Origin of the sequence: Streptomyces sp. NPDC091376, assembly GCF_044757085.1 — a bacterium.
Taxonomy (GTDB): Bacteria; Actinomycetota; Actinomycetes; order Streptomycetales; family Streptomycetaceae; genus Streptomyces; species Streptomyces pratisoli.
Genome location: NZ_JBIVUF010000004.1, coordinates 182,288 through 207,789, shown reverse-complemented (window position 1 = coordinate 207,789; position 25,502 = coordinate 182,288). Strand labels below are relative to the sequence as shown.

General features: G+C 72.0%; 22 protein-coding genes. 9 read left to right on the top strand and 13 right to left on the bottom strand.

Features of this window, described 5'->3' with window-relative positions:
• Positions 1-176: 176 nt before the first annotated feature.
• A complete protein-coding gene (locus tag ACIQMR_RS10990) occupies positions 177-2,555 on the top strand; it encodes a Tex family protein (RefSeq protein ID WP_401385100.1) in 2,379 nt (792 codons plus the stop codon).
• Between the two features lie 204 nt (positions 2,556-2,759).
• On the opposite strand, the gene ACIQMR_RS10985 is transcribed toward ACIQMR_RS10990, so the two are convergent.
• From ACIQMR_RS10985 to ACIQMR_RS10970, 4 genes are all read right to left on the bottom strand, one after another.
• Positions 2,760-3,170 carry a hypothetical protein gene (locus ACIQMR_RS10985; protein ID WP_401385099.1) on the bottom strand — a complete coding sequence of 137 codons (411 nt, stop codon included), beginning with the start codon at positions 3,168-3,170 and terminating at the stop codon, positions 2,760-2,762.
• Positions 3,167-4,804 carry an ABC-F family ATP-binding cassette domain-containing protein gene (locus ACIQMR_RS10980; RefSeq protein WP_401385098.1) on the bottom strand — a complete coding sequence of 546 codons (1,638 nt, stop codon included), beginning with the start codon at positions 4,802-4,804 and terminating at the stop codon, positions 3,167-3,169. The genes ACIQMR_RS10985 and ACIQMR_RS10980 overlap by 4 nt, the downstream gene beginning before the upstream one ends.
• Before the next feature lie 18 nt (positions 4,805-4,822).
• A complete protein-coding gene (locus tag ACIQMR_RS10975; protein WP_401385097.1) occupies positions 4,823-5,356 on the bottom strand; it encodes a TrmH family RNA methyltransferase in 534 nt (177 codons plus the stop codon).
• Positions 5,357-5,581: 225 nt separating this feature from the next.
• On the bottom strand, positions 5,582-6,604 hold the full coding sequence (locus ACIQMR_RS10970) for an oxidoreductase (protein ID WP_401385096.1): 1,023 nt from the start codon (positions 6,602-6,604) through the stop codon (positions 5,582-5,584).
• Between the two features lie 66 nt (positions 6,605-6,670).
• On the opposite strand from ACIQMR_RS10970, the gene ACIQMR_RS10965 reads away from it, so the two are divergent.
• Positions 6,671-7,627, top strand: a complete 957-nt coding sequence (locus tag ACIQMR_RS10965) for an FAD-dependent oxidoreductase (RefSeq protein ID WP_401385095.1) — start codon at positions 6,671-6,673, stop codon at positions 7,625-7,627.
• A 42-nt stretch (positions 7,628-7,669) separates the two neighbouring features.
• Here ACIQMR_RS10965 and ACIQMR_RS10960 read toward each other — a convergent pair whose 3' ends face one another.
• From ACIQMR_RS10960 to ACIQMR_RS10950, 3 genes are all read right to left on the bottom strand, one after another.
• Complete coding sequence (locus ACIQMR_RS10960) at positions 7,670-9,265, bottom strand: BCCT family transporter (RefSeq protein WP_401385332.1); 1,596 nt, start codon at positions 9,263-9,265, stop codon at positions 7,670-7,672.
• A 209-nt stretch (positions 9,266-9,474) separates the two neighbouring features.
• Positions 9,475-10,761, bottom strand: a complete 1,287-nt coding sequence (locus tag ACIQMR_RS10955) for a M14 family metallocarboxypeptidase (RefSeq protein WP_401385094.1) — start codon at positions 10,759-10,761, stop codon at positions 9,475-9,477.
• Complete coding sequence (locus ACIQMR_RS10950; protein ID WP_401385093.1) at positions 10,761-12,737, bottom strand: Xaa-Pro dipeptidyl-peptidase; 1,977 nt, start codon at positions 12,735-12,737, stop codon at positions 10,761-10,763. The genes ACIQMR_RS10955 and ACIQMR_RS10950 overlap by 1 nt, the downstream gene beginning before the upstream one ends.
• A 200-nt stretch (positions 12,738-12,937) precedes the next feature.
• Between ACIQMR_RS10950 and ACIQMR_RS10945 the strand changes: the two genes are divergently transcribed.
• Both ACIQMR_RS10945 and ACIQMR_RS10940 read left to right on the top strand, forming a co-directional pair.
• A complete protein-coding gene (locus tag ACIQMR_RS10945; RefSeq protein WP_401385092.1) occupies positions 12,938-14,467 on the top strand; it encodes a M1 family metallopeptidase in 1,530 nt (509 codons plus the stop codon).
• A gap of 65 nt (positions 14,468-14,532) precedes the next feature.
• Positions 14,533-15,636 carry a LacI family DNA-binding transcriptional regulator gene (locus ACIQMR_RS10940; RefSeq protein ID WP_401385091.1) on the top strand — a complete coding sequence of 368 codons (1,104 nt, stop codon included), beginning with the start codon at positions 14,533-14,535 and terminating at the stop codon, positions 15,634-15,636.
• A gap of 228 nt (positions 15,637-15,864) precedes the next feature.
• On the opposite strand, the gene ACIQMR_RS10935 is transcribed toward ACIQMR_RS10940, so the two are convergent.
• Positions 15,865-16,737: an oxygenase MpaB family protein gene (locus tag ACIQMR_RS10935; protein WP_401385090.1), complete on the bottom strand. Its 873-nt coding sequence runs from the start codon at positions 16,735-16,737 to the stop codon at positions 15,865-15,867.
• 119 nt (positions 16,738-16,856) lie between these two features.
• On the opposite strand from ACIQMR_RS10935, the gene ACIQMR_RS10930 reads away from it, so the two are divergent.
• The 3 genes from ACIQMR_RS10930 to ACIQMR_RS10920 all read left to right on the top strand — a co-directional run bounded on the left by ACIQMR_RS10930 (position 16,857) and on the right by ACIQMR_RS10920 (position 19,859).
• Positions 16,857-17,579 carry an aspartate/glutamate racemase family protein gene (locus ACIQMR_RS10930; protein WP_401385089.1) on the top strand — a complete coding sequence of 241 codons (723 nt, stop codon included), beginning with the start codon at positions 16,857-16,859 and terminating at the stop codon, positions 17,577-17,579.
• A 178-nt stretch (positions 17,580-17,757) separates the two neighbouring features.
• A complete protein-coding gene (gene sph, locus ACIQMR_RS10925; protein WP_401385088.1) occupies positions 17,758-18,747 on the top strand; it encodes a sphingomyelin phosphodiesterase in 990 nt (329 codons plus the stop codon).
• 92 nt (positions 18,748-18,839) lie between these two features.
• Positions 18,840-19,859 carry a cation diffusion facilitator family transporter gene (locus ACIQMR_RS10920; protein ID WP_401385087.1) on the top strand — a complete coding sequence of 340 codons (1,020 nt, stop codon included), beginning with the start codon at positions 18,840-18,842 and terminating at the stop codon, positions 19,857-19,859.
• Positions 19,860-19,978: 119 nt separating this feature from the next.
• Here ACIQMR_RS10920 and ACIQMR_RS10915 read toward each other — a convergent pair whose 3' ends face one another.
• From ACIQMR_RS10915 to ACIQMR_RS10905, 3 genes are all read right to left on the bottom strand, one after another.
• Positions 19,979-20,491 (bottom strand): hypothetical protein, encoded by a 513-nt coding sequence (locus ACIQMR_RS10915; RefSeq protein ID WP_401385086.1) that lies wholly within the window; start codon positions 20,489-20,491, stop codon positions 19,979-19,981.
• A 79-nt stretch (positions 20,492-20,570) separates the two neighbouring features.
• Positions 20,571-21,053: a macro domain-containing protein gene (locus ACIQMR_RS10910; protein WP_401385085.1), complete on the bottom strand. Its 483-nt coding sequence runs from the start codon at positions 21,051-21,053 to the stop codon at positions 20,571-20,573.
• Between the two features lie 110 nt (positions 21,054-21,163).
• Complete coding sequence (locus ACIQMR_RS10905) at positions 21,164-22,507, bottom strand: MFS transporter (RefSeq protein WP_401385084.1); 1,344 nt, start codon at positions 22,505-22,507, stop codon at positions 21,164-21,166.
• A 97-nt stretch (positions 22,508-22,604) separates the two neighbouring features.
• Between ACIQMR_RS10905 and ACIQMR_RS10900 the strand changes: the two genes are divergently transcribed.
• Positions 22,605-23,540, top strand: a complete 936-nt coding sequence (locus ACIQMR_RS10900; protein ID WP_401385083.1) for an ornithine cyclodeaminase family protein — start codon at positions 22,605-22,607, stop codon at positions 23,538-23,540.
• The gene (locus ACIQMR_RS10895; RefSeq protein WP_401385082.1) at positions 23,537-24,241 is read left to right on the top strand and encodes a GntR family transcriptional regulator; all 705 of its coding nucleotides are present in this window, start codon (positions 23,537-23,539) and stop codon (positions 24,239-24,241) included. The genes ACIQMR_RS10900 and ACIQMR_RS10895 overlap by 4 nt, the downstream gene beginning before the upstream one ends.
• Positions 24,242-24,367: 126 nt before the next feature.
• On the opposite strand, the gene ACIQMR_RS10890 is transcribed toward ACIQMR_RS10895, so the two are convergent.
• Both ACIQMR_RS10890 and ACIQMR_RS10885 read right to left on the bottom strand, forming a co-directional pair.
• Positions 24,368-24,865 (bottom strand): transmembrane transport protein, encoded by a 498-nt coding sequence (locus ACIQMR_RS10890; RefSeq protein WP_401385081.1) that lies wholly within the window; start codon positions 24,863-24,865, stop codon positions 24,368-24,370.
• Positions 24,862-25,407 carry an RNA polymerase sigma factor gene (locus ACIQMR_RS10885; RefSeq protein WP_401385080.1) on the bottom strand — a complete coding sequence of 182 codons (546 nt, stop codon included), beginning with the start codon at positions 25,405-25,407 and terminating at the stop codon, positions 24,862-24,864. Before ACIQMR_RS10885 ends, ACIQMR_RS10890 begins: the two co-directional genes overlap by 4 nt.
• Between the last annotated feature and the right edge of the window lie 95 nt (positions 25,408-25,502).

Genomic DNA, 25,502 nt, shown 5'->3' with positions numbered 1-25,502 from the left:
CCGGTCAGGGGCCACCCCTGGTTCCCCCGGCGGCGGGCGACGTACGCGCCGCGCACAGGGGGGACGCGCGACACGGCCCCCGGCCACCCGGCAGAATGCAGGCGAAGGGACCTCGCGGGCACCCGTCCGCGCGGCCTCCACAGCACAGCCAGCATCAGAAGGCGAGTCGGGGAACCGTGACGACGTCCATCGAAGGCAGGATCGCCGAGGAGCTCGGCGTACGCGAGCGGCAGGTGAAGGCGGCCGTCGAGCTGCTCGACGGCGGGTCGACCGTGCCGTTCATCGCTCGCTACCGCAAGGAAGCGACCGAGATGCTCGACGACGCGCAGCTGCGCACGCTCGAGGAGCGGCTGCGGTATCTGCGGGAGCTGGAGGAGCGGCGGACCGCGATCCTGGAATCCGTCCGTGAGCAGGACAAGCTCACCGACGAGCTCGAGGCGCAGATCCGGGCGGCCGACACCAAGGCCCGCCTGGAGGACATCTATCTGCCCTTCAAGCCCAAGCGGCGCACCAAGGCGCAGATCGCGCGCGAGGCCGGGCTGGAGCCCCTCGCCCAGGGGCTGCTCGGCGACCCGTCCGTCGAACCGCTCGCGGCCGCGGCGGCGTTCGTCGACGCCGACAAGGGCGTCGCGGACCCGGCAGCCGCGCTGGAGGGCGCGCGGGCGATCCTGACCGAGCAGTTCTCGGAGGACGCCGACCTCATCGGCGAGCTGCGCGAGCGGATGTGGACGCGCGGCCGGCTCGCCGCGAAGGTGCGGGAGGGCAAGGAGGAGGCCGGCGCGAAGTTCGCCGACTACTTCGACTTCGCCGAGCCGTTCACCGAGCTGCCCTCGCACCGCGTCCTCGCGATGCTCCGCGGTGAGAAGGAGGACGTCCTCTCCCTGGACCTGGAGCCCGAGGAGGCGACGGACGGCCCGTCCACGTACGAGGGCCTCGTCGCCCGCCGCTTCGACATCGCCGACCGGGGCCGCCCGGGCGACAAGTGGCTGGCGGACACGGTGCGCTGGGCCTGGCGGACCCGGATCCTCGTCCACCTCGGGATCGATCTGCGGCTGCGGCTGCGGACGGCGGCGGAGGACGAGGCGGTACGGGTCTTCGCGGCGAACCTGCGCGATCTGCTGCTCGCCGCGCCGGCCGGTACGCGCGCGACGCTGGGCCTCGACCCCGGCTTCCGTACGGGCGTGAAGGTGGCCGTCGTCGACGCGACCGGCAAGGTCGTCGCCACCGACACGATCTATCCGCACGTACCGGCGAACAAGTGGGACGAGTCGCTGGCGAAGCTGGCGCGCATCGCCAAGGAGCACGCGGTCGAGCTGGTGGCCATCGGCAACGGCACGGCGTCGCGCGAGACGGACAAGCTGGCCGGCGATCTCATCACCAGGCACCCGGAGCTGAAGCTCACGAAGGTGATGGTGTCCGAGGCGGGCGCGTCGGTGTACTCGGCGTCGGCGTTCGCCTCGCAGGAACTGCCGGAACTGGACGTGTCGCTGCGCGGCGCGGTGTCGATCGCACGCCGGCTCCAGGACCCGCTCGCCGAGCTGGTCAAGATCGATCCGAAGTCGATCGGCGTCGGCCAGTACCAGCACGACCTGTCCGAAGTGAAGCTGTCGCGCTCGCTGGACGCGGTCGTCGAGGACTGTGTGAACGGTGTCGGCGTCGACGTCAACACGGCGTCCGCGCCGCTGCTGTCGCGGGTGTCGGGCATCGGCTCGGGGCTCGCCGAGAACATCGTGGCGCACCGCGACGCGAACGGTCCCTTCCGGTCCCGGAAGGAACTCAAGGGCGTGGCGCGGCTCGGGCCGAAGGCGTACGAGCAGTGCGCGGGCTTCCTGCGCATCCGCGGCGGCGACGACCCCCTCGACTCGTCCAGCGTGCACCCCGAGGCGTATCCGGTGGTGCGGCGGATGGTGAAGACGAGCGGCAGCGAGGTGGCGTCGCTCATCGGCAACACCGGGGTGCTGCGGTCGCTGCGTGCGGACGACTTCGTCGACGAGACCTTCGGTCTGCCGACGGTCACGGACATCCTGCGGGAGCTGGAGAAGCCCGGCCGCGACCCACGGCCCGCGTTCAAGACGGCGACCTTCAAGGACGGCGTCGAGAAGATCTCCGACCTGGCGTCGGGCATGGTGCTGGAGGGTGTCGTCACGAACGTGGCGGCGTTCGGCGCGTTCGTCGACGTCGGTGTCCACCAGGACGGGCTCGTCCACGTCTCCGCGATGTCCCGCACGTTCGTCAAGGACCCGCGGGACGTGGTGAAGCCGGGTGACGTCGTCAAGGTGAAGGTCCTCGACATCGACATCCCGCGCAAGCGGATCTCGCTGACGCTGCGGCTGGACGACGAGGCGGCGCCGCAGGCGTCCGGCGGCGGGGCTCAGGGCGGCCGCCGCGAGCGCGACCAGGGCGGGCGCCCGCCCCAGCAGCGACGCGGTGGTGCCCCTCGCGGCGGCGGCGCGGGCACGAGCCGCCAGGCCCCGCCCCCGGCGAACAGCGCGATGGCGGACGCCCTGCGCAAGGCGGGCCTGCTGGACCCCAAGCAGGGCGGCCGCCGCGGCTGATCCGCCCGGGGCTTGCGGCCCCTGTTCGCCACTGGAGCCCCGTCCCGCCTCGCGGGCCGGGGCTCCCCGGCTCCGGGTGAGCGGTGTGCCGGACCTCGAACGCCGCACGGGCCCGAGAGCCACGCCCGGCATCGGCCGCTCGCCCCGAGGGCCGGCCACGCGTGCCCGGCCGGGTGGCCGGGCCCTGGGGTCGAACGGGGCCGCTCAGTCCGGGAGGAAGTGGAGCGCCCACTCGGCGCGGGCGCGGACCGCCTGGTCCTCGGAGTGGGTCAGGGGGGTCAGGAGAGCGCGGGCGGCCGGCGGGTCGGTGTGGACCAGGTCGACGATCTCCGCTGCGAGGGCGTCCTGGTCGTCACCGAGGTCGACGGCCGAGGCGCTCAGCAGCACCGGCAGTGCGCCGGTGCCGCCGATCGCCGCGATCACGCCGCCGAGCAGTTCGCGGGCGTAGGAGTTCCGTTCGGCGAGGGAGCGGTCCAGCCCGGCCTCCAGGCGCGGCAGCAGACCGCGGTCACCGGATGCCGCGACCTCGTCGGCCAGGTCGATCGTCTCGTCGACGTCGGCGTCCAGGTCGTCGAGGAGGGCGAACAGCCTGGTCGTGGGGTCGTCGGCCGTCACAGCTCGGTCACCTTGCCGTCCGCGACCTCGACGCGCCGGGTCGTACGGACCGCCTCCAGCATCCGCCGGTCGTGCGTGACGAGGAGCAGCGTGCCGTCGTACGAGCCGAGCGCGGACTCCAGCTGTTCGATGGCCGGCAGGTCGAGATGGTTCGTCGGCTCGTCGAGGACGAGCAGGTTGACGCCCCGGCCCTGCAGCAGTGCGAGCGCGGCGCGGGTCCGTTCGCCCGGGGAGAGGGTGACGGCGGGGCGCAGCACGTGGCCGGCCTTGAGGCCGAACTTGGCGAGGAGGGTGCGGACCTCGGCGGGCTCGGTGTCGGGAACGGCCGCGCAGAAGGCGTCCAGCAGCGAGTCGGTGCCGTGGAAGAGCTTGCGGGCCTGGTCGACCTCGCCGACGACGACACCGGAGCCGAGCGCGGCGTGGCCCCCGTCCAGCGGCAGGCGGCCGAGGAGAGCGGCGAGAAGGGTCGACTTTCCGGCGCCGTTGGCGCCGGTGATCGCGACGCGGTCGGCCCAGTCGATCTGCAGCGACACCGGCCCGAAGCGGAAGTCGCCCCGCCGGACCTCCGCTTCGCGCAGGGTCGCCACCACCGAGCCGGAGCGCGGCGCGGAGGCGATCTCCATGTGCAGCTCCCACTCCTTGCGGGGCTCTTCGACGGTGTCCAGCCGTTCGATCATCCGCTGGGTCTGGCGGGCCTTGGCCGCCTGCTTCTCGCTCGCCTCGCTGCGGAGCTTGCGGCCGATCTTGTCGCTGTCGGTGGCCTTGCGCCGGGCGTTCCTGACGCCCTTGTCCATCCAGGAGCGCTGCATCTGGGCGCGGCCCTCGAGCGCCGCCTTCTTGTCGGCGTACTCCTCGTACTCCTCGCGCGCGTGCCGGCGGGCGGTCGCCCGCTCCTCCAGGTAGGCCTCGTAGCCGCCGCCGTACAGGGTGATCTGCTGCTGGGCGAGATCGAGTTCGAGCACCTTGGTGACCGTACGGGCCAGGAACTCGCGGTCGTGGCTGACGACGAGCGTGCCGGCGCGCAGGCCCTGGACGAAGGTCTCCAGCCGCTCCAGCCCGTCCAGGTCGAGGTCGTTGGTGGGCTCGTCGAGGAGGAAGAGGTCGTAGCGGGACAGCAGCAGGGACGCGAGCCCGGCACGGGCGGCCTGGCCGCCGGACAGCGAGGTCATGGGCTGGTCGAGGCCGATGGTCAGGCCGAGCGTGCCGGCGACCTCCTCGGCGCGCTCGTCCAGGTCGGCGCCGCCGAGGGCCAGCCAGCGCTCCAGGCTCATGGCGTACGCGTCGTCGGCCCCGGGGGTCCCGTCGACGAGCCCCTGGGTGGCCTCGTCCATCGCGGCCTGCGCGGCGGCGACCCCGGTACGGCGGGCGAGGAACTGTCGTACGGTCTCTCCCTCGCGCCGCTCCGGCTCCTGCGGGAGATGGCCCACGGCGGCGCTGGGCGGCGAGATCCGCAGCTCACCGTGCTCCGGCGTGTCCAGCCCCGCGAGCAGCCGGAGCAGGGTGGACTTCCCGGCTCCGTTCACGCCCACGAGGCCGATGACGTCGCCGGGCGCGACGACGAGGTCGAGCCCGGAGAAGAGCGAGCGGTCGCCGTGTCCGGCGGCGAGGTCCTTGGCGACGAGGGTTGCAGTCATCAGGGGGACGATCCTAGGTCAGAGCAGGCCGGCGAGTTTGTACAGGGCGAGCGATCCGGCGACGGCCACGTTCAGACTGGCGCCCGTGCCGATCATCGGGATCTCCACGCACGCGTCGAGGAGGTCGAGGGCCTCGGGCGGGATGCCCGTCTGCTCGTGGCCGAGGACCATGACCGTGGGCTCCCGCGCGGGCGGGAGATCGGCGAGACGCACCGCCTCGTCGGCGAGCTCCACACCCACGATCCGCAGGCCGCGTCCGCGCTGCTTCTCCAGCCAGGCGAGGGGATCACCCGTCCAGTGCGTGCAGAGCGGTTGACGCAGGGTGTTGCCGCGGGCGAGGGCCTCGGGGACCCAGGGGAAGCGGGGCACGGTCAGACACGCGCCGACCGCGTCACAGGTGCGGGCGAGGGTCCCGAGGTTGGCGCCGTGCAGTGGCCACAGCGGCGCGGCGTAGAGGTGGTCCCAGCAGGAGTGGGCCCGTGGTCTTCGTACGCGGCGCAGTTCGGCGCGGGTGCGGGTACGGATCGCGGGTCCGTTCCTCCGGGCGCTCATCGGCGCGGGGAGGCGGACCTCCGGTTCGGTCGCCGCACGGCCTCTCGGCGGTGCATGGCGACGTGGCTCTGCGCGTGGTGTCGGCACTGCATGTGGTGTTGGCACTGCTCGTGGCGTGGGCTCTGCGCGTGGTGTCGGCACTGCTCGTGGTGTCGGCACTGCATGGGGTGCTGGCGCTGCATGGCGTCTTGGCGATTCGACGGCTCGCCCGGGCCTCTCTGCCGGTCATCGCACCACGGGTGCGACCAGCACGCCCCCGGTGGCGCGTGCCACTACGAAGGATTGCCCCTTCACCGCCCGCCCGTCCAGCGGAATTCGGTGCGTGCCGGGCTCCAGCATCCCGTCGAACACATGCCGGGTGTGGGTGCGGTGGAGTCTGTCCAGGCGGTACGCGAGCAGCTGGACGCGGCAGGCGGAGGTGACGGTGACGGACGCCTCGTCCCCCGTCGCCGTCAGTCCGGTCAGCCGGCGGCGTTCCACGGGACCGCGGTCGAGGGCGTGCTCGACCTGGGCGACCAGGAGCGGGATGACCGGGGGGAGGCCGTCGATGTACGCGACGTCCACTCCGGCCGAGGCGAAGGCCGCCCGGACCGCGGCGCGTTCGGGTACGCCGATCGCAGGGCCGAAGGCGACGGCCCCGTACGCACGGAGCTCGTCGGCCGGGACCGTGGAGGCGTCGTGGGTGATGTCGGCGCCGATGCCGATGGTGCGCAGCGCGGCGGCGAGTCTGGCGAGGACGGCGACACGGGCGCCGATGAGCAGGACGCGGCGGCGCGGCCGGCCGTCCCCGCCGTCGAGGAGCCGTTCCAGCTCCGTGCGGTACTGGTGGGCGCGGAAACGGAACGGGCCTGTCCCGTGGTAGCCGTTGAGCTCGAGATCGGCGGTCTCGTCCGTCTGCCAGGCGAAGTCCCGCCAGACGATGTCGTCGCCGTCGCGCTCGATGACGGCGGTGACGGCACCGCAGCCGAGGCCCTCGCACTCGGGGCAGCCGTAGATGACGTAGCGTCCGCCGGGCAGCGGGGCCTCGGCGTCCAGCAGCAGGGCGCGCACCTGGCGGGTGAAGATCGCGAGCGGGATGTCGGAGGCGAGCGGGGAGACCGCGTCGAGGTCGGAGAGCTGGAACAGCAGCGGGCGGCCGTCGACGATGAAGTCCATGAAGTCCCGGTGGACGCAGTACCCGCCATCGGCGAGGACTCCCCCGGCCCGTATCGCCGGAGCCAGTGCGAAGGTCGCGTACTCGGCAGACATGTCTGGAGTATCCCCAGTCACCACGCGATGTGAGCGCGTCATCACGGATTCGGCTACGGTCCCGCCATGAGCGGCGACGTGATCGTGGTGGGGAGCGGGGTCATCGGGCTGACGACGGCCGTCGTGCTCGCGGAGGAGGGCCGCCGGGTGCGGGTGTGGACCCGCGAGCCGGCGCAGGCGTCCACGTCCGCGGTCGCGGGGGCGCTGTGGTGGCCGTACCGGATCGAGCCGGCGGCACTGGCGGGCGAGTGGTCACTGGCCTCGCTGCGGGTGTACGAGGAGCTGGCGAAGCGTCCGGAGGAGACCGGGGTGCGGCTCGTGGCCGGGGTGCACTCCGGGGTGCGGCAGGCTGATCTGGGCCCGTGGGCTGGGCAGTTGGCGGGCAGGGTGCGGGAACCGGTGCCCGGCGAACTGCCGGACGGTGTCACGTCCGCGCTGTGGGCCCGGTTGCCGCTGATCGACATGCCCGTCCATCTGGACTGGCTCCGGGCGCGGTTCGAGGCGGCGGGAGGGACCGTGGAGACCCGAGGAGTCGGCTCGCTGGACGAAGCGGCCGCCGAGGCGAAGGCTGTCGTCAACTGCACGGGGCTCGGGTCGCGCGACCTCGTGCCCGACCCGGGGATGACGCCGGTCCGGGGGCAGTTGGTGCTGGTGGAGAACCCCGGGATCGACACCTGGTTCACGGCCGCGGACGAGGCGTCGAGCGAGCTGACGTACTTCTTCCCGCAGCCGGGACGGCTGATCCTCGGCGGCACGGCGGGTGAGCACTCCTGGTCCCTGGAACCGGATCCGGCGACCGCAACGGCCATCGTGGAGCGCTGTGCCCGCATCCGCCCGGAGATCGCCAGCGCCAGGGTCCTCGGCCACCGGGTCGGCCTGCGTCCCTCCAGGGCCGGCGGTGTCCGTCTCTCCGCCGCCCCCGGCTCCCACGACTCGCGCCTGATCCACAACTACGGGCACGGCGGCGCCGGCGTCACCGTGGCCTGGGGCTGCGCCCACGCCGCCGCCGCGCTCGCCCGCTGAGGCCGTCGCCCGCTGAGGAGCTCCGGGCCGGAATCCCCGGCCTCATCTCTCCGGTGGCGTCGGACCGATGCGGAGTTCGAACTCGCCGTCGTACTTCTCGTGGCCGGCGATGACGGCGGATTCGACGGCTTCCTCGCCGCGTTCGCCGCGGACGATGATCGGGTCGTGGCGGAGGTCGCGCATGAGGGCGAAGCACATGCCGATCATCACGACGACGAACGGCGCGGCGACCAGGATCGTCAGGTTCTGGAGGCCGGCGAGGGCGTCGCCCTGGCCACCGCCGATGAGGAGCATCACGGCCGCGACGGCACCGGTGACCGCGCCCCAGAAGACGACGACGAACCGGCCGGGCTCCAGGGCGCCCTTCTGGGAGAGCGTTCCCATGACGAGGGACGCGGCGTCCGCGCCCGAGACGAAGAAGATCCCGACGAGGATCATCACGAGGAGGCTCATCACCGTGGCGAGGGGGAACTGCTGGAGCACGGCGAAGAGCTGGCCCTCCGGCGTCGCTTCCTCACCGAGCCGGCCGCGGTCCTGCAGGGTCATCGCCGTACCGCCGAAGACGGCGAACCAGCAGAGGCTGACCGTGCTCGGCACGAGGATCACTCCGCCGACGAACTGACGGATCGTCCGTCCCCGGCTGATCCGGGCGATGAACATGCCGACGAACGGCGTCCAGGAGATCCACCAGGCCCAGTAGAAGACCGTCCAGGTGCCCAGCCAGTCGGCGACCCCCGCGCCGCTGGAGGCCTCGGTGCGCCCGGCGAGCTGCGGCAGATCGCCGAAGTAGCCCGCGATCGAGGTCGGCAGCAGGTCGAGCACGATGATGGTCGGTCCGGCGACGAAGACGAACAGGACGAGGATCAGCGCCAGCACCATGTTGGTGTTGGACAGCCACTGGATGCCCTTCTCGATGCCGGAGACGGCCGAGAGGACGAACGCGAGCGTCAGCACGGCGATGATGGCGACCAACAGCGCCGTGCTGACACCGGTCATCCAGCCCAGTTCCCGGACGCCGCTGCCGATCTGGAGGGCGCCGAGTCCGAGGGAGGCGGCAGACCCGAACAGGGTGGCGAAGATGGCGAGGATGTCGATGATCCGGCCGCCGGTTCCGTACGCGTGCTTCTTGCCGATGAGGGGTTCGAAGACTGCGCTGATGGTCTGGCGGCGTCGCCGCCGGAAGGTGCTGTACGCGATGGCCAGTCCGACCACGGCGTAGATCGCCCACGGGTGCAGGGTCCAGTGGAAGAGGGTCGTGGCCATGGCGGTCTCCATGGCCTGCGCGGCGTCGGCCGGGTCGGTGCCGGGCGGCGGCTCGGTGAAGTGCGCGAGGGGTTCGCTGACGCCGTAGAACATCAGGCCGATGCCCATGCCCGCGCTGAACATCATCGCGACCCAGGAGACGGTGCGGAACTCGGGTTCCTCGTCCTCGCCACCCAGCGGGATCCTTCCGTAGCGGCTGATGGCGAGCCACAGCGCGAAGATCACGAAGCCGGAGGCGGCCAGGACGAACGCCCAGCCGCCGTTGTGGATGAGGCCGGACAGCATGCTGCCGGAGATGCGCTCCAGGGAGTCCGTGGCGAGCGAGCCCCAGACCACGAAGGCGACCGTGAGGCCGGCGGTGACCCCGAAGACCACGCGGTCGGTGGCGCGGTGCCGGGTGTCACGGGACGGGCCGGGGAGGTCCGCCGTCTGCGCCGGACCTCCCCGGTCGCCCTCTCGCTGTTCGTCATGCGACTCGTCACGCGACTCGTCGTGCGGCACGGAAGCCACCTTTCGCAGGCTTGCGGAGCCCGGATTCGCTCTCCGTAAGCCCTCCTACCACAGGTGCCGCGGGTCCACTCGTATCAACAAGCGGTCACGGGCCGTCCTGATGTGAGGTGGTAGGCGGCACGCTCGTCGAGCAGCAGGGGTACGAGCGCTCGCCCGGACTGCCGCAGTGGTACGTACGCACCGCCGCCCACGGGCTTCGACACGATGCCGTGCAGGACGAGTTCGTCCTTCACGTCGGCGTACTGGGCGGCGGTGAGGCGGTAGCCGCACGGCGGGTCCTGGAGGGTGTCCTCGGGGCCGGCCGGGTCGTTGTCGGCGCCGCCGGTCCAGACCGGGCCGCGGTCGGCGAACCCCTTGAGACGGGCGAGCGTGGTCGCGGCCTCGATCCTGCTCCTGCGTTCGTCGACGAAGTCGAAAGCACCGTCGAGAGCGACGAGTTGGGTGGCGACCCTGCGGCGGTTGTTGAGAGCCGGGTCGGCCTTCTCCTCGTCCGTGAGGGGATCGACGCGGGTCTCGACCAGCAGCCCTACGGAGTGCTTGAGACCGGCGGTGTTGCGCAGGATGCGCTCCTGGCCGTCGCCCGCGACCTGCTTGACGGGCTCACCGGTGACGGGGTCGGTCCAGATGCCGTAGATGCCGCTGCTGAACCCGGCGTCGTGGGCGGCGGGACGCACATAGGTCTCGGAGAGGGTGTGCGCCTCCTCGTGGACCTTCGGGTCGGTGTTGAGGTTGCGCGGCCAGAGGGAGAGCAGTTCCTTGTCGTAGTAGCCGGGCGTGGCGCCGTACTCGTGCAAGTCGTAGATCACGTCGGGGCGTTGATCACGGATGACGGCGGCCGTCGCGCGGCCCTCGGCGGTCGCCAGGGCGATGTGGTCCCGGTTGATGTCGATGCCGTCGGCGTTGCCCCGGGTGTCGGCCGCACGGCCGTCGGGGTTGGCGGTCGGGATGACCAGGACGGTCGTACGGTCCAGGAAGCGGCGGGTCGCGGCGTCCCTGGCGTGGGCGAGGTCGCGGACCGTGGTGAGGCAGGCCTCGCGGCCGGACGGCTCGTCGCCGTGCTGACTGCAGATCAGCAGCATGGTGTTCGCGGTGGGCCGGTCGCCGCCGATGCGGACGAGCTGGAGCGGTCGGCCCTGCCCGGTCGTGCCGATGGTGCGCAGCGACGTCCGGTCGCTCGCCCGGTCGACGGCGGCGAGGAACGACTGTTCCTCCGGCTGACTGGTCCAGCGCGCTCCGCCGGACGTCTCGAATCCGGTGCGCGGCGGACCGGCGTCGGCGGCGGCCGGACGGACGGGCGCGGTCACGACGGCGGCCGCGAGCGCGCAGGCCGCCACGACGATGGTGCGGATACGGCGTTGCATCAGTTGCCGCCTCCCGGGAGGGGTCGGAGGGTACGTGGTCCGTCGACGCCGTCGAGCCGGGCACCTCGCGGGGCCGCGACCGACGGGGCGGTGCCCGTGGTGGCCCGCAGGAACGCTGCGGCGCCGCCGTCGAGGGGCAGCCGCGCCGCGGTGCGGGACAGATCGAGGGTCAGTCCCGGCCTGGTGGCCGGGGGGTCGATGAGGTCCTTGTCGGTGCCGCCGATGACGAGGGCGAGGCGGTGCCCGGCCGGGACGACGTGGTCGGTGGCGTGCAGATCGAGGGTGATGGTGTACGGCCTGCCGGGCGTGAGCGGGCGGCCGCTGTCCGCCGAGGCGTGGTTGCCGAGATCGGCCCAGCCGCGGCTGACCACGGTGTACTCGACGGCGGTGGTGCGTGCCTCGGTCTCCTTGAAGCAGGAGCTGTCACCGCTGGTGCTCGCGCCCCAGCAGGTGCGTTCGGGGAGGGTGGTGATGCCTTCGCCGGCGCCGGCGTAGTCGCGGATGGTGTCGGGTCCGAGGTCGACGAGGACCGCCGTCAGATGCGCGCTGGTGGTCGTCGGGGTGGCGGTGACGGTGACCGTGGAGGAGCCGGCCAGGCGCAGCGGGCGGCTGAGCGGCCGGGTGGAGAACCCGGCCTTGGCCGGCGTGGCGCGGTCGATGTCGGCGGCCCAGTCGCTCTCGCCGAGTGACGGGTCGTCGGTGAAGGTCTCCGTGGCGCCGGGCCCGGCCGGCTTCAGGCCGAGCGTGCCGACGCCGGGCACGGCGCCGCCCGCGGGGCGGACGGTGGTGGTGGCGGTGGAACGGGGCGGCCAGACCCGGTCGGTGGACCACCGTCCCGGGGCGCGTTCGATGTCGGCCATGGGTTCGCGGTCGACGCCGTTGTCGTAGCCGAGGAGGTAGTGGTCGAACCAGCGGTGCAGGGTGGCGACCCAGTCCGCGCGGCGGAAGTCGAAGGGGTCGACGTGTCCGGTCTGCGACAGCCAGACCTTGCGTTCCACACCGTTCGCGGCGAGGGCGTCCCACCACTGGCCGAGGTGCTTCGGACGTACGTTGAGGTCCTGCATGCCGTGGACGGCGAAGACGCTGGCCCGGACGCGGGACGCGTCGGGGACGTAGTCGCGTTCGCTCCACAGCCGGGTCCGGTCCCCGGTGCGCGGGGCCCCGTCGACGAGCCGCTGCTGCACGGCCTGGCAGCGGGCGCGGGCCTCGGGGCTGTTGACGTAGTCGGACAGCCAGTCGGGACCGGAGTCGTAGAGCGGGGCCCCCTTGGCGAAGTAGTAGTCGTACCAGGAGGAGATCGCCGCGATCGGGACGACGGTCTTCAGACCCTCGACCCCGGTGGCGGCGACACCGTTGGCGATGGTGCCGTCCCAGCTCTTGCCGATCATGCCGACGTCGCCGGTGGTCCAGCGGGCCGCGGCGCGCTCGGTGCCGGTGCGAGTGGTGTAGGCGCGGGCACGACCGTTCAGCCAGTCGACGACGGCCTTGGCGGAGTGGATGTCGGAGCGTCCGCCGACGTCGACACAGCCGTCGGAGCGATTGGTCCCGGCGAGGTCGACGGCGACGAAGGCATAGCCGCGCGGAACGAAGTAGTTGTCGTAGTAGAGCGGGAACTGCACCGGGTTCCCGTTCGCGTCGTACGTCTTCTTCTGGCTTTCGTTGCCGCGCCCGCAGCAGGAGTAATACGGGCTGGCATCCATGATGACGGGTACTTTCCGGCCATGTTGCCCCGGTTCTCGCGGCCGGACGATGTCGACGGCGACACGGTCCGTTCTGCCGTCCCCGTCGCCGTCGAGCCTGGTGTCGACCCAGACGGATTCGCGGATCGCGTCGTCGTAGGAGTAGACGGGTCTGCTCTCCCGGGGCGCGGCGCTCTGTGCGCTGCCCGGCGGGACGAGAAGGGTGATCAGGGCGGTCGTGGCCGCGACGGCGATCGTTCTGCCGGCAAGTCGGATGCGCTGCACACGTATCGGCATGGGCGGACGGTACTCCGGTCAACTCCGGTGCAACAGAGGGCAGTAGTGGGCCACGTGAGGACAGGAGCGACGGATGGGACAGCGTGCGTCGTGTCGGCCGAATGGCGATCGCGTGACAGCAGGGGCCATGGACACGACGGAGCGCCGGCCGCGTGAATAGGGTCCGAAGAAATCATCCTCCCCGACTTCTTGGAGCATTCGTGCACCGCAGAATCCTCGTTCCGAGTGCGCTCGCGGCTTCGCTCGTGCTGGCGGTCCCGGCATCGGCCGCGGACTTCACCGCCGGGGCCCCGGGAATTGGCGACCCCTACTACCCGGCCGCCGGAAACGGCGGCTACGACGTCGCGCATTACGACCTGCGGCTGAAATACCAGCCGGCGACCGATCTGCTGGAGGGCACGGCGACGATCGTCGCCACCACCAAGCAGGACCTCTCCCGTTTCAATCTCGATTTCGGCCTTGCGGTCGGTGAGGTGCGCGTCAACGGCAGGAAAGCGGCGTTCGCGAAGAGCGGCGACCAGGAACTGGAGATCACCCCGGCCGCACCGCTGGAGAAGGGCCGGGCGGTCTCGGTGGTCGTCCGGTACGCCGGGAAGCCCTCCGAGCTGAAGATCGGCGGCTGGACCGCCTGGCACCGCACCCCGGACGGCGGTGTCGCCGCGCAGGAACCGGACTCGGCCGTGTGGTGGTTCCCCTCCAACGACCATCCGCTGGACAAGGCGACGTACGACGTCTCCGTGTCCGTGCCGGACGGCACCCAGGCCATCAGCAACGGTGTGCTGCAGTCGCAGTCGTCGCGGCTCGGCTGGACCCGCTTCAACTGGCGGTCGAACAAGCCGCAGGCGTCGTACCTCGCCACGCTCGCGGTCGGCAAGTTCGACATCACGACCGACAAGACCGCGAAGGGCCTGCCCGTCCTCAACGCGTACAGCAGGGATCTGGGCGACAACGCGGGCGCGGCGCGCGCGAGCGTCGAGCGGACGACCGAGGTCGCCGAGTGGCTGGAGGAGGTGTTCGGCCCGTACCCGTTCAACGCGCTCGGCGGCTACGTCCCGAATGTCACCAGCGGCTACGCCCTGGAGACGCAGACCCGCCCGTTCTACAGCCCGCGGCAGTTCGCGAACGGGGCGAACGTCTCGGTGGTCGTCCATGAGCTGGCCCACCAGTGGTACGGGGACAGCGTCTCCGTCAAGGGCTGGAAGGACATCTGGGTCAACGAGGGCTTCGCCCGCTACAGCCAGTGGCTGTGGTCGGAGAAGGAGGGCGAGGGCACGGCGCAGGAGCTGGCCGACCACGTCTACGCCCTGCACCCGGCCGACGACCCGTTCTGGACGGTGAAGCCGGGCGACCCCGGACCTGACAAGCAGTTCGACATCGCCGTGTACGACCGTGGCGCGCTCGCCCTCCAGGCGCTGCGCAACGAGGTCGGCGACGAGGACTTCTTCTCGATCCTCAAGGGCTGGCCGACGGTGCACGCCCACGGCAACGCGAACGTCGGGGACTTCGTGACGTACGCGGAGAAGGTCTCCGGCAAGCCGCTCTCGGAGCTCTTCGACACCTGGCTGTACGAGCCCTCGAAGCCGGCCGGGGCGACGGCGGCACCGGCCGGAGCGGCAGCCGCCGCGCGCACGGGTGTCCGGCCCGCAGAGCCCACGTCGTACCGGAAGATCGCCGCGACGAACTCGGTGCACGACCACGGTCACGACCACCACCGCTCGGACGGTCACTGACCTGTGGCTCCCGGCGCCGCCGCGCCACTCCTGGGCGGCGGCGCCTGCGGTTACCCTGGCCCCTCATGACCCGTGTCCCCCGTACGGACACCGCCGGTGAGGAGCATCCCGTGCCCGATCGGAGCAGTGGGGCCAGGGCGACATCCCCCAGACCGACCCTGGAGGCCGTCGCCGCACGGGCCGGGGTCTCCCGGGCCACGGTGTCCCGGGTCGTCAACGGCGGGGCCGGGGTCCGCGCCCCGCTGGCGGACCGGGTGCGGGCGGCGGTGGCGGAGCTGGGATACGTACCCAACCAGGCGGCGCGGAGCCTGGTCACCCGGCGCAGCGGCGCGGTGGCCGTGATCATCGCCGAGCCGGAGTTCCGGGTCTTCTCCGACCCGTTCTTCGAGCGTCAGGTGCGCGGCATCAGCCGTGAGCTGGTCGTCCATGACTCCCAGTTGGTGCTGCTGTGGGTCGAGGGCCCCGACGACCACGACCGGATCGCCCGCTACCTCGGCGGTGGCCATGTCGACGGCGCGCTCGCCTTCTCTCTCCACGACAGCGACGAACTTCCCTCGGTGGTCACGGAGTCGGGGGTGCCGGTGGTGTTCGGAGGCAGGCCCGGCGGGCCGGGGGCCGGTTCCGAATACGCGGTGCCGTACGTCGACTGCGACAACCGCGGCGGCGCCCGCGAGGCGGTGCGTCATCTCGTCGGCCTCGGCCGTACCCGGATCGCGCACATAGCGGGGCCGCGCGACCAGACCTCGGCGCTGGACCGGCTCGACGGCTACCGGGACGTACTGCCCGGGGCGGGGCCGGAGTTGACGGCCCAGGGCGACTTCACGGTGGAGAGCGGGGCGCGGGCGATGGCCGAACTGCTCGACCGGGGGCCGGCCGCCCCCGACGCGGTGTTCGCCTCGAACGATCTGATGGCCACGGGGGCGCTGCGGGTCCTGCACGGGCGTGGTCTGCGGGTGCCGCACGATATCGCCCTGGTCGGCTTCGACGACATGACGTCGATCGCCGAGGCCACGGACCCGCCGCTCACGACGGTCCGTCAGGACATCGAGGGCAACGGGCGGCTGATGGTGCGTCTGCTGATGCGCCTGCTGAACGGGAGCGACCCGGAGGCCGGGACGCCGGCCTCGGTGATCACTGCGACGACCCTGGTGCGCCGGGCTTCGGCATGACCGGTGCGGCTAGTGCTGTGACCGGAAAGGTTTGCCGAGTCGCTCGCGGCGTCCGGTGCGGTGCATCGCCAGGCGGTGGGGGTACCCCCGGCCGAAGGCTGGGGGAGATCGCCCTCGTACCGGGCGTACTCGGGCGACTCCCACAACGCCGCGTGGGGGCACCTCCCGTGCCCAAAGGGCTACGGGGGAGTGCCGTGCCGGGCGTCGCGAGCCGGTGAACCTTTCCGGTCACAGCACTAGGCGGGCCTGCCGGGCCGCACGGGCCAGGGGCAGGTAGCGCAGGCGTTCGGGGAGGACGGGGACCACGGCCCGTACGACGCGGCCGAGGCGCCTGAGTCGTCGTTCCTCCCCGGCCGTCCAGGGCAGCCCGATGGCCTCGCGCGCCTCGGGCGGCATGAGGCCGATGGTGAGGAAGCGCCTGATGCGGAGGAACCTCGGCAGGATCACCGGCCAGAGGGCACGGAGCAGCAGCCTGAGCGGCAGGGGTCCGCGGTCCGGCGGCGGGACGTCGCCGTCGGTCGCGGTGAGGTCCTGGACGACGGCGGTGGGCTCCAGCTCGTCGGCGAGGACCTTGCGGTAGTACGGCCAGAACTCCTCGACGGTCTGCGGCATGTCGCGGTCGTGGATGCCGAGGACCCGGCCGACCCGCAGCCACTCCGCGTACAGCCTGCGCTCCTGCGCCTCGGTGAACGGGCGGTACAGATAGCGGGCGGCGTGCCGGTAGACGGGAAAGCCGGTGGCGTGGACCCACGCGTAGTACTCGGGGGTGAGCGCGTGGTAGCGGCGGCCCCGGGTGTCGGTCCCCTGGATCGTCCGGTGCAGCCTGCGCAGCCGGCGGCCCTCCTCGGCCGCGGCCTCCCCGCCATACACCCACAGCTGCAGCGAGCGCAGGGAGCGTTCGCCACGGCCCCAGGGGTCGGTGCGGAAGACGGAGTGCTCGTCGACCCCGGCGCCGACGGCGGGGTGCGCGACCTGCATCGTGAGGGCGGCGGGCAGCATCAGCAGCCCCCGGATGTCGCCCGCGAGGCTCCACAGCACACCGCCCGGCGGAGGCGGTACGGGGTCCTGCGGCGCGGATCCGGCTTCCTGCGGCCTGCTCATGTGTGCACTCCCGGCAGCGTGCGGGCGCGGGACGGTGCGCCCGGTCTCCATGTGGTCCAGTATGCGATCACGACCGCGGCCGGGGTGCGGCGGTACCCGTGACCTGCTCCGGAGGGCCCATGACACACCTCGGCGTGCTCGCGCACAGCGTGGAGGGCGCGGCGCTCTGCTTCCGTGAGTTCTGCCGTGAGGGCTTCCGTGAGCTGGGGCCGCACGACCATCCGGAGGTGACGCTGGACTGCATTCCGCTGGCGCGCAGCATCCCCGCGTGGGACGCCGGGGACCTCGCCGCGATCCGGGCCACGCTCGCCGAGAGCGTACGGCGGCTCGCCGCGGCCGGTGCGGACTTCTTCGTGTGCCCGGACAACACCGCCCATGAGGCGCTCGAGCTTGCCGGTGAGCCGTTCGCGCTGCCCGGGCTGCACATCGCCGAGGTGGTCGCCGACCGTGCGATGCGTGAGGGGCGGGGACGCGTCGGGGTGCTCGGCACCCGCTTCCTGATGGACGGTCCGGTCTACCGGCGGGCCTTCGGCAGCCGCGGGATCGGCTCCGAGGTGCCGGAGCCGGCGGAGCGTGCCGTCGTCGACCGGATCATCTTCGAGGAGCTGGTGAACGGGGAGTTCAGGACGGCTTCGCGTGCGGCGTACGTCCGCGTCATCGAGCGGCTGGCGGAGCGCGGCTGCGACGCGGTCGCGCTGGTCTGCACCGAGATCCCGCTGCTGGTGGCACCGGACGACTCGCCGCTGCCCACGCTGGACTCGACGCGGCTGCTGGCGCACGCGGCGTTCGAGGCGGCGGTCGGCAGGCGGCCGTTGCCGGTGTGGCGGGGCGGGCCCGTGTGAGGTGTCCGTGCGGGCCGTCCGTGCGGGCCGCCCGTGCGAGTTGGCAAGTTGTCCGTACAAGTTCCGGGGATGGTGAACCCCTGGACAGAAACTGGGCACCTGGCGGTTACCCCAAGGTAACTCCCGCTGCTTTGATGTGCGCGCCGGGCATTACCCCCCATCAGAAACGGGAGTTCCAGTGCCGCACTCCGCGCTCCGCCGTCTCTCCGGCGCAGCCCTCTCCACGGCTCTCGCCGCCGCCACCCTGGCGGCTGCCGCGCCGTCGGCAACCGCCGCGCCCGCCGCAGCGACGCCGTCGCTGAAGGTGCTGACGTACAACGTCTTCCTCTTCAGCAAGACCCTGTACCCCAACTGGGGCCAGGACCACCGCGCCACCGAGATCCCCAGGACCTCCTTCTTCCAGGGCAACGACGTCGTCGTGCTCCAGGAGGCGTTCGACAACTCCTCCTCCGACGCGCTGCAGCAGAACGCCCGGGCCCAGTACCCGTACCAGACCCCGGTGGTGGGCCGCAGCAAGAGCGGCTGGGACGCGACCGGCGGGGCCTACTCGGCGACGACCCCGGAGGACGGCGGCGTCACCATCCTCAGCAAGTGGCCGATCGTGCGCAAGGAACAGCACGTCTACAAGGACGCGTGCGGCTCCGACTGGTGGTCCAACAAGGGCTTCGCGTACGTCGTGCTGGACGTCAACGGCGCCAGGGTGCATGTGGTGGGCACCCACGCGCAGTCGACCGACCCGGGCTGTTCCGCGGGTGAGGCGGCACAGATGCGCAGCCGCCAGTTCAAGGCGATCGACGCCTTCCTGGACGCCAAGAACATCCCGGCGTCCGAGCAGGTCCTGGTCGCGGGCGACTTCAACGTGGACTCGCACACGCCCGAGTACGCGACGATGCTCGCCGACGGCGGGCTGACCGGAGCCGACACCCGCACCGGCCACCCGTACTCCTTCGACACCCAGGACAACTCGATCGCGGCCGACCGCTACCCGGACGACCCGCGCGAGGACCTCGACTACGTCCTCCACCGGGCGGGCCACGCCAAGCCGGCGGGCTGGAAGAACGAGGTCATCAAGGAGCAGAGCGCGCCGTGGACCGTGAGCAGCTGGGGCACGGACTACACGTACACCAACCTGTCGGACCACTACCCGGTCGCCGCGTCCGGGCAGTAGCCGCCGGGTCGTAGTCGCGAGCGTCTCGCAGCTGGTCGGGGGCCGCTTTTCGGCAGTGGCTGCAATGCTCTCCGGCTGCCATGGTGGTGTCCATGGCGGGTCATGGACACGGGCACGGTCATGGACACGGTCACGAGCACGGTCGTGGACACGGGCACGGTCGTGGGCACCACCATCACCATCACGGCGAGCGCCTCGACGCCGCTCTCGAAGGCTCGGCCGAGGGGCTTCGTACGCTCTGGTTCTCGTTCGGGATCCTGACCGCGACGACCGTGGTGCAGGCGGTCATCGCCGCGCTGTCGGGGTCCGTCGCGCTGCTGGGCGACACCGTCCACAACGCGACCGACGCGCTGACCGCCCTGCCGCTCGCCCTCGCGTTCGTGCTGGGCAGGCGGGCCGCCACCCGCCGCTACACCTACGGCTTCGGCCGGGCCGAGGACCTGGCCGCGGTCTTCGTGGTGCTGGTGATCGCCTCGTCCGCCGCCTTCGCGGGGTACGAGGCGGTCCGGCGGCTGCTGGACCCGCAGGTCGTCACGCACCTCCCGGCCGTCGCAGCGGCCGGGATCGTCGGCTTCGCCGGCAACGAGTGGGTGGCCAGGGCCCGTATCCGTACCGGCCGTCGCATCGGCTCGGCCGCGCTCGTCGCCGACGGACTGCACGCCCGCACCGACGGATTCACCTCACTCGCCGTGCTGCTCGGCGCGGCCGGTTCGGCGCTCGGCTGGCGCTACGCGGACCCGCTGATCGGTCTCGTCATCACCGGCGCGATCCTCCTCGTGCTGCGCGGTGCGGCGCGCGAGATCTGGCACCGGCTGATGGACGCCGTGGACCCGCGCCTGGTCGACGAGGCCGAGCACGCGCTGTCCCATGTAGAGGGCGTACGGGCGGTGGGCGCCGTTCGCATGCGCTGGCTCGGGCACGCCCTGCGCGCCGAGACGTCCGTCGAGGTGGACCCCGAACTGACGGTCGTCCAGGCCCATTCGGTGGCGGTCGCCGCCGAACACGCGCTGCTGCACGCAGTGCCACGGCTGGCGGGCGCGACCGTCCACATCGACCACGGGCACGCGACGGACCAGGACCCGCATGCCGCACTGGCCCATCACTTCGCGTAACGCGTCGGTCAGGTGCGCCTGAGCCTGCCTTCCGGATCGCGCCTGTTCCGTGGCCCCGGGATCTTGCCGGGTCCGGTGACGGGTGGAAGGCTTCGGGGCTCCGGCACCGGCCGGGGCGGCTAGCGGTAGGCGGCGGACATGCTGTACGCGTAGAGGGCGACGAGTGCGACCACGCAGACGATGACCGCCCAGGACCCGAAGCTCGTGTGCCGTCCGGTGCGTCCGGACCGTCCGGGTCTCCGGGGTCTCCCGGAACTCCTGGGTCCCTTGGGCTGCTTGGACCGCTTGGCCGTGCGACCGGACCGGGACGCGCCACCCGTCGGCATCGCACCGGCCATGGCGTCCGCGGCCGCTTCGGCCAGCAGTCGGCGGCAGACCGCGGCGAGTTCACTCGTGCCCGCGGCGAGGCTCACGACCGCCTCCGCACGCGCCGGGGCGGTGGTGCCGCCGTCGAGGATACGGCCCGCGCGAACCAGGATCTCGTCCCTGCCGCCGCTCGGCGCCAGGCTGATCCAGCGCTGCACATGCTCTCCCCGGATGACCACGCCCCCCGCGCGGTCCCGGTACACGGTGTGCTCACGCCACAGTACTTCCGCCAACTCCGTGGCGGTTTCCCTCAGCTGCGCGCTCATGCCCCTCCCCGTCCCCCGATGCGCTCACTCGAACAAGCACCGCACTCTAGCGTCAGGTACACACCAAACCGCACCGGGGCTACGACCCGTGGTCGTACACCGTCACGGGAACGCCACGCGCAGCCAGCCGCGCCTCTATCAGCGGCTCCACCCGCGACCATGTACCACCCGCCAGCCCGCAGCCGATGCGCGGCATATGGACCGACCCGCCGAGCTCCACGGCTTTGTCGGCGACCGCGCCCAGCGCCGCGTCGATCGCCTCGTACCGCACGGGCGGCACACCTCTGCCGCCGGTACGCATCCCCCGCTGCCCCACCATGTTCGCCACCCACACATACCGGCCGACCTGGACGAACTGGACCGCGCCCAGCCCGAAGTCGTTGCGCGCCCGCTCGCGGTGCCAGCGCCGGTACGCCGCCTCAGGCTCCGGCCATCGTCGGGATATCGCGACCACGAAGCCCTTGCCCCAGCCGCCCAGGTCGTTGCAGACATGCGCGATCAGCTTGACGCCCTTGGCCTGCGGCGCGGTGGCGTCCCCCCGTATGTACGTGATCCCCGTCATGCGCTCACCGTACGGGGCGCCTCCGACAATCGATGCGCCGCGACGGCATGCCGACCGGAATGCCGTCGCGGCGCCGTTCGCGGCAGGACGGCGGGCCGGGAGGGGGCGTGTCAGCCGTTGGCCGGGACGCCCTGGAGGCTCGACGGTGACGACGTGTCACTCCGGCCCGGGCCGTCGTCCGGTCGTTCGCGCAGGAACAGCGCGGCGACGAAGGAGACCGCGCCGGCCGCGGTCATGTACCACGCGATCGCGGGCCAGTCGCCGGTCCGGTCGAGCAGGTACGCGGCGATGATGGGCGCGAACCCGCCGCCCAGGACCGTGCCCAGTGTGTAGCCGGCCGACATGCCGGTGTAGCGCACGTCGACGGGGAAGACGTGGGCGAAGAACGTCGGCATCGCCCCGTAGGCCACCGAGAAGGCCAGGAACAGCAGCAGGAACCCGGCGAGCATCAGCAGCGTGTTCCCGCTGTGGAGCAGGCTGAACCAGGCGAAGGGGAGGGCGGCCATCGCGGCGATGCCCGCGAGCAGGACCCTCCGGCGGTCGAGGCGGTCGGAGAGCAGACCGAAGTACGGGACGGCGACGATGGTGAGTGCCGTGCCGCCGAGGACGAGGCCGAGCATCGTGCTCTTGTCCACGCCGACCTGGTCCTCCCCGTAGGCCAGCGAGAAGACGGAGAGCACGTAGAAGGTGGCGCCCGTGGAGACGTAGGCCAGGCACATGAGCACGACGAGGCCGGGGCTCTTGCGCATCACTTCGACCACCGGGCGCCTGCGCACCTCTCCGGACTCCTTCACCGCCTGGAAGTCCGGGCTCTCCGCGACCTTGAGCCGGATGAACAGGCCGAGGCCGACCAGGACGGCGCTGAGCAGGAACGGAACGCGCCAGCCCCAGGTGCGGAAGGCGTCGTCCGGGAGTTGGGTGACGATCAGGAACAGCAGGTTGGCCAGGAGGAGCCCCCAGCCCACGCCGGTGTTGACGACGGCTCCGTACAGTCCCTTCCGCCGCTGGTCGGCGTGTTCGACGCTCATCAGCACCGCCCCGCCGTACTCCCCGCCGAGCGAGAGGCCCTGCACCAGGCGGACCAGGACGAGCAGGACGGGCGCGGCCACGCCGACCTGGTCGTAGGTGGGCAGCAGGCCGAGCGCGAACGTGGCGGCGCCCATGAGCGTCAGCGTGAGCACGAGCATCGACTTGCGGCCGAGCCGGTCGCCGAAGTGGCCGAAGAGCACACCGCCGACCGGCCGGGCGATGAACGCGATCGCGAAGGTGGACAGGGAGAGCAGCGTGCCCACCAGCGGGTCGAACTCCGGGAAGAACAGATCACCGAAGACGAGCGAGGCCGCCGTGCCGTAGATGAAGAACTCGTACCACTCGACGGTGCTGCCGATCAGGCTCGACAGCAGGACTTTGCGGGCCACTCGGCGGTCGTGCCGTTCGGGCGCTGCGCTGGTCATGGGGCCTCCCATGGCGTGGAGTCGGGGGCGAGGGGTCCGCAACGTACCATGTAACATTGCACAGATGAAGGGTTCGCCGTCTTCGATGGAGGTCGCCATGACCGACCGCACCACCCCCGTCATCGCAGCCGGTGAGGTGCGCTCCGCCCTCCCGATGCGCGTCGCCGTCGCCGCGGTGCAGGAGGCGCTGCGGGACGGACTCGACCCCGAGACCGACCCGGCGCGTACCGCGGTGCCGGTCGGCGCCGGACAACTCCTGCTCATGCCGGCCCAGTCGAGCCGGTACGCCGGGGTGAAGATCGCCTCGGTCGCACCGGACAACCCCGCCCGGGGACTCCCCCGCATCCAGGGCGCCTATCTGCTGCTCGACGCGGTCACCCTCACGCCGCTGGCCATCCTCGACGCCGTCGAACTGACCGCGATCCGCACCGCGGCCGTCTCCGCCGCCGCCGCAGACCTCCTCGCCGAGCCGGACGCGGCACGCCTCGTCGTCTTCGGAACCGGTCCGCAGGCCCACAGCCATGTCGAGGCACTGCGATCCGTCCGCCCGCTCCGCCATGTCGCGGTGATCGCGCGCGACGAACAGCGGCGGGAGGAGTTCCTCCGGCGCTACGAGGACTCCGGCCTCGTCGTCGAGGCCGGGGACCTCGGCGCGGTGTCCGGCGCCGACCTGGTCGCCTGCTGCACCACCGCCCGCACCCCGCTCTTCGACGGCTCCCGTCTCGCCGACCACGCCACGGTGGTCGCCGTCGGCTCGCACGAGCCCGACGCCCGCGAGGTCGACGAGGTGACCGTGCGCCGCTCGACGGTCGTGGTGGAGGCGCGATCCGCCGCCCTGCGCGAGGCGGGCGACATCGTCCAGCCGGTGCTGGCGGGGAAGTTGAGCCCCGATGAGCTGTTCACGCTCGCCGAACTCGTGCGCGGCGGCGTTCCGGCCGACCGGGACCGCCCCCGCCTTTTCAAGAGCGTCGGCATGGCATGGGAGGATCTTGTCCTCGCGGGCGCCGCCTACGAGGCGACCATGAGGGGATGACCCATATGACGACGGATGACGGTGCCCTCCCGGCGTTGCCCTCGTTCTCCGCCCGGCGCAGCCTGCGCGGAGAGATCACCGAGACGCTGCGCGGCGCGGTGATCTCGGGCGAACTCCGGCCCGGCGTCGTCTACTCGGCACCCAGCCTGGCGGCCCGGCTCGGCGCGTCCGCGACACCTGTGCGCGAGGCGATGCTCGAACTCGCCAAGGAAGGGCTCATCGAGCCCCTGCGCAACAAGGGCTTCCGCGTCGTCGAACTGTCCGACGAGGAACTCGACGAGATCGCCGAGCTACGGGCGCTCATCGAGGTGCCCACGGTCCGCCGCATCGCCGCGTCCGGCCCGTTCCCCGACGTGATCGAGCGGTTGCGCCCCCTGGCGGCCGCCATCGAGGACGCCGCCGTCCGGGGCGATCTCATCGCGCATGTCACGCACGACATGGACTTCCACCTCACGCTCCTCACGCTCGCCGGCAACGCGAACCTGGTGGAGACGGTGCGCTCGCTGCGTACCCGATCTCGCATCTACGGTCTGCGGGCCCTCGCCGACCGGGACGAGCTGATCGACTCCGCCCGGGAGCACGCCGCGCTTCTGGACCTGGTGGCGGCAGGGGACGCCGACGGCGCCGAGGCGCTGATGCACCGCCACATCCGCCATGTGCGCGGCATCTGGGCCGAAGGCTCCGGCACCGTCGCGGACTAGCGGTGTCCGGCCGGCCATGACGACGGTCGGTCGGCGCGTCCGTCAGTGAGCTCGGAAGGCCGCTTGCCGACGACGTCGGATCTGTTCGGTGATCCGGATCGGTGCGGTTCTGAGGTGTCCGCTGGTTCACGCGGCGTCTTCCCGCAGCGAGTTCCGCAAGCGCAGCAACTCACGGCGACGAGCCTGGGCCCGTACCAGCAGCAGTCCCGCGGCCGCGACGAGGACGCCGGATCCGAGCCCGGTGGTCAGGGCCTCGGCCGTGGTGCCGCGGATGACCGCCAGTGCCGTGCCCGCCGCCCCGGTCACGGAGGTGGCCGCGAGCGCGAGCCGGGCGCCGAGCACCCGGTCCCGGGCGAACAGCGGTCGGCGCCTGCTCAGGACCCACGCGGCGAAGGCGGCCCAGGCAAGGCCGAGGGCGATCAGTGCGGCGAAGGCGGCCTGGGTGCGCGCGGGGAGCGAGTGGGGTTCGGTCGCCCACAGCACCGCGATCAGGGCCGCGCCGCACCCTCCCGCGAGGCCCACGGCCACATGCCGCATGCGGGCACGCAGCGAGACTTCCGCGGCGAGCGCGCGCTCCAGTTCCTTCGGTACACCCCGGCCTGCCGTGTCGTCGTGCTCGCTCATGCCTCGTATCCCCTCTCCACCAGGACGTCCCGCAACATGCGACGGGCGCGATGCAGCCTGCTCTTGACCGTGCCGGGCGGTACGCCGAGCACGTCGGCGCAGTCGGCCAGCGGGAGATCCTGCAGGTGGAACAGGATCAGCACCTCGCGTTCCAGCGGCGGCAGCCCCCCGAGTCCCGCTTCGATCTCCAGCGTGGTCAGGACACCGCCGAGACCGCCGCTGTCATCGGCGACGGCCTCCGTCACTTCCTCCGCGGTCTCCGGAGTCCGGTACGCCTGCCGCAGGTGGTCGGTCACCGTGCGCCGGGCGATGGTGAACAACCACGGTGCGAACCGCTCCGGCTCCCGCAGCCGCGGCAGCCCGCGCACCACCGCGACCCACGTCTCCTGAGCGACGTCGTCCGCGACGTGCGGGGCTCCCACCATTCCCCGCACGTAGCGCCACAGCGGGTCGTGCCAGATCCGCACCAGATCGTGAAACGCCTCCCGCTCCCCGAGCCGGCAGCGCACCACCAGCAGACTCACGCGCCTGTCGTCGCTCACCACGTCTCCCTGCCTCGCCTCACGCGTTACCAGGACAGTCGGTGTCCGGGACGGAAAGGTTCACGGGGCGGTGCGGCGACCTCGTGAGCGGGCCG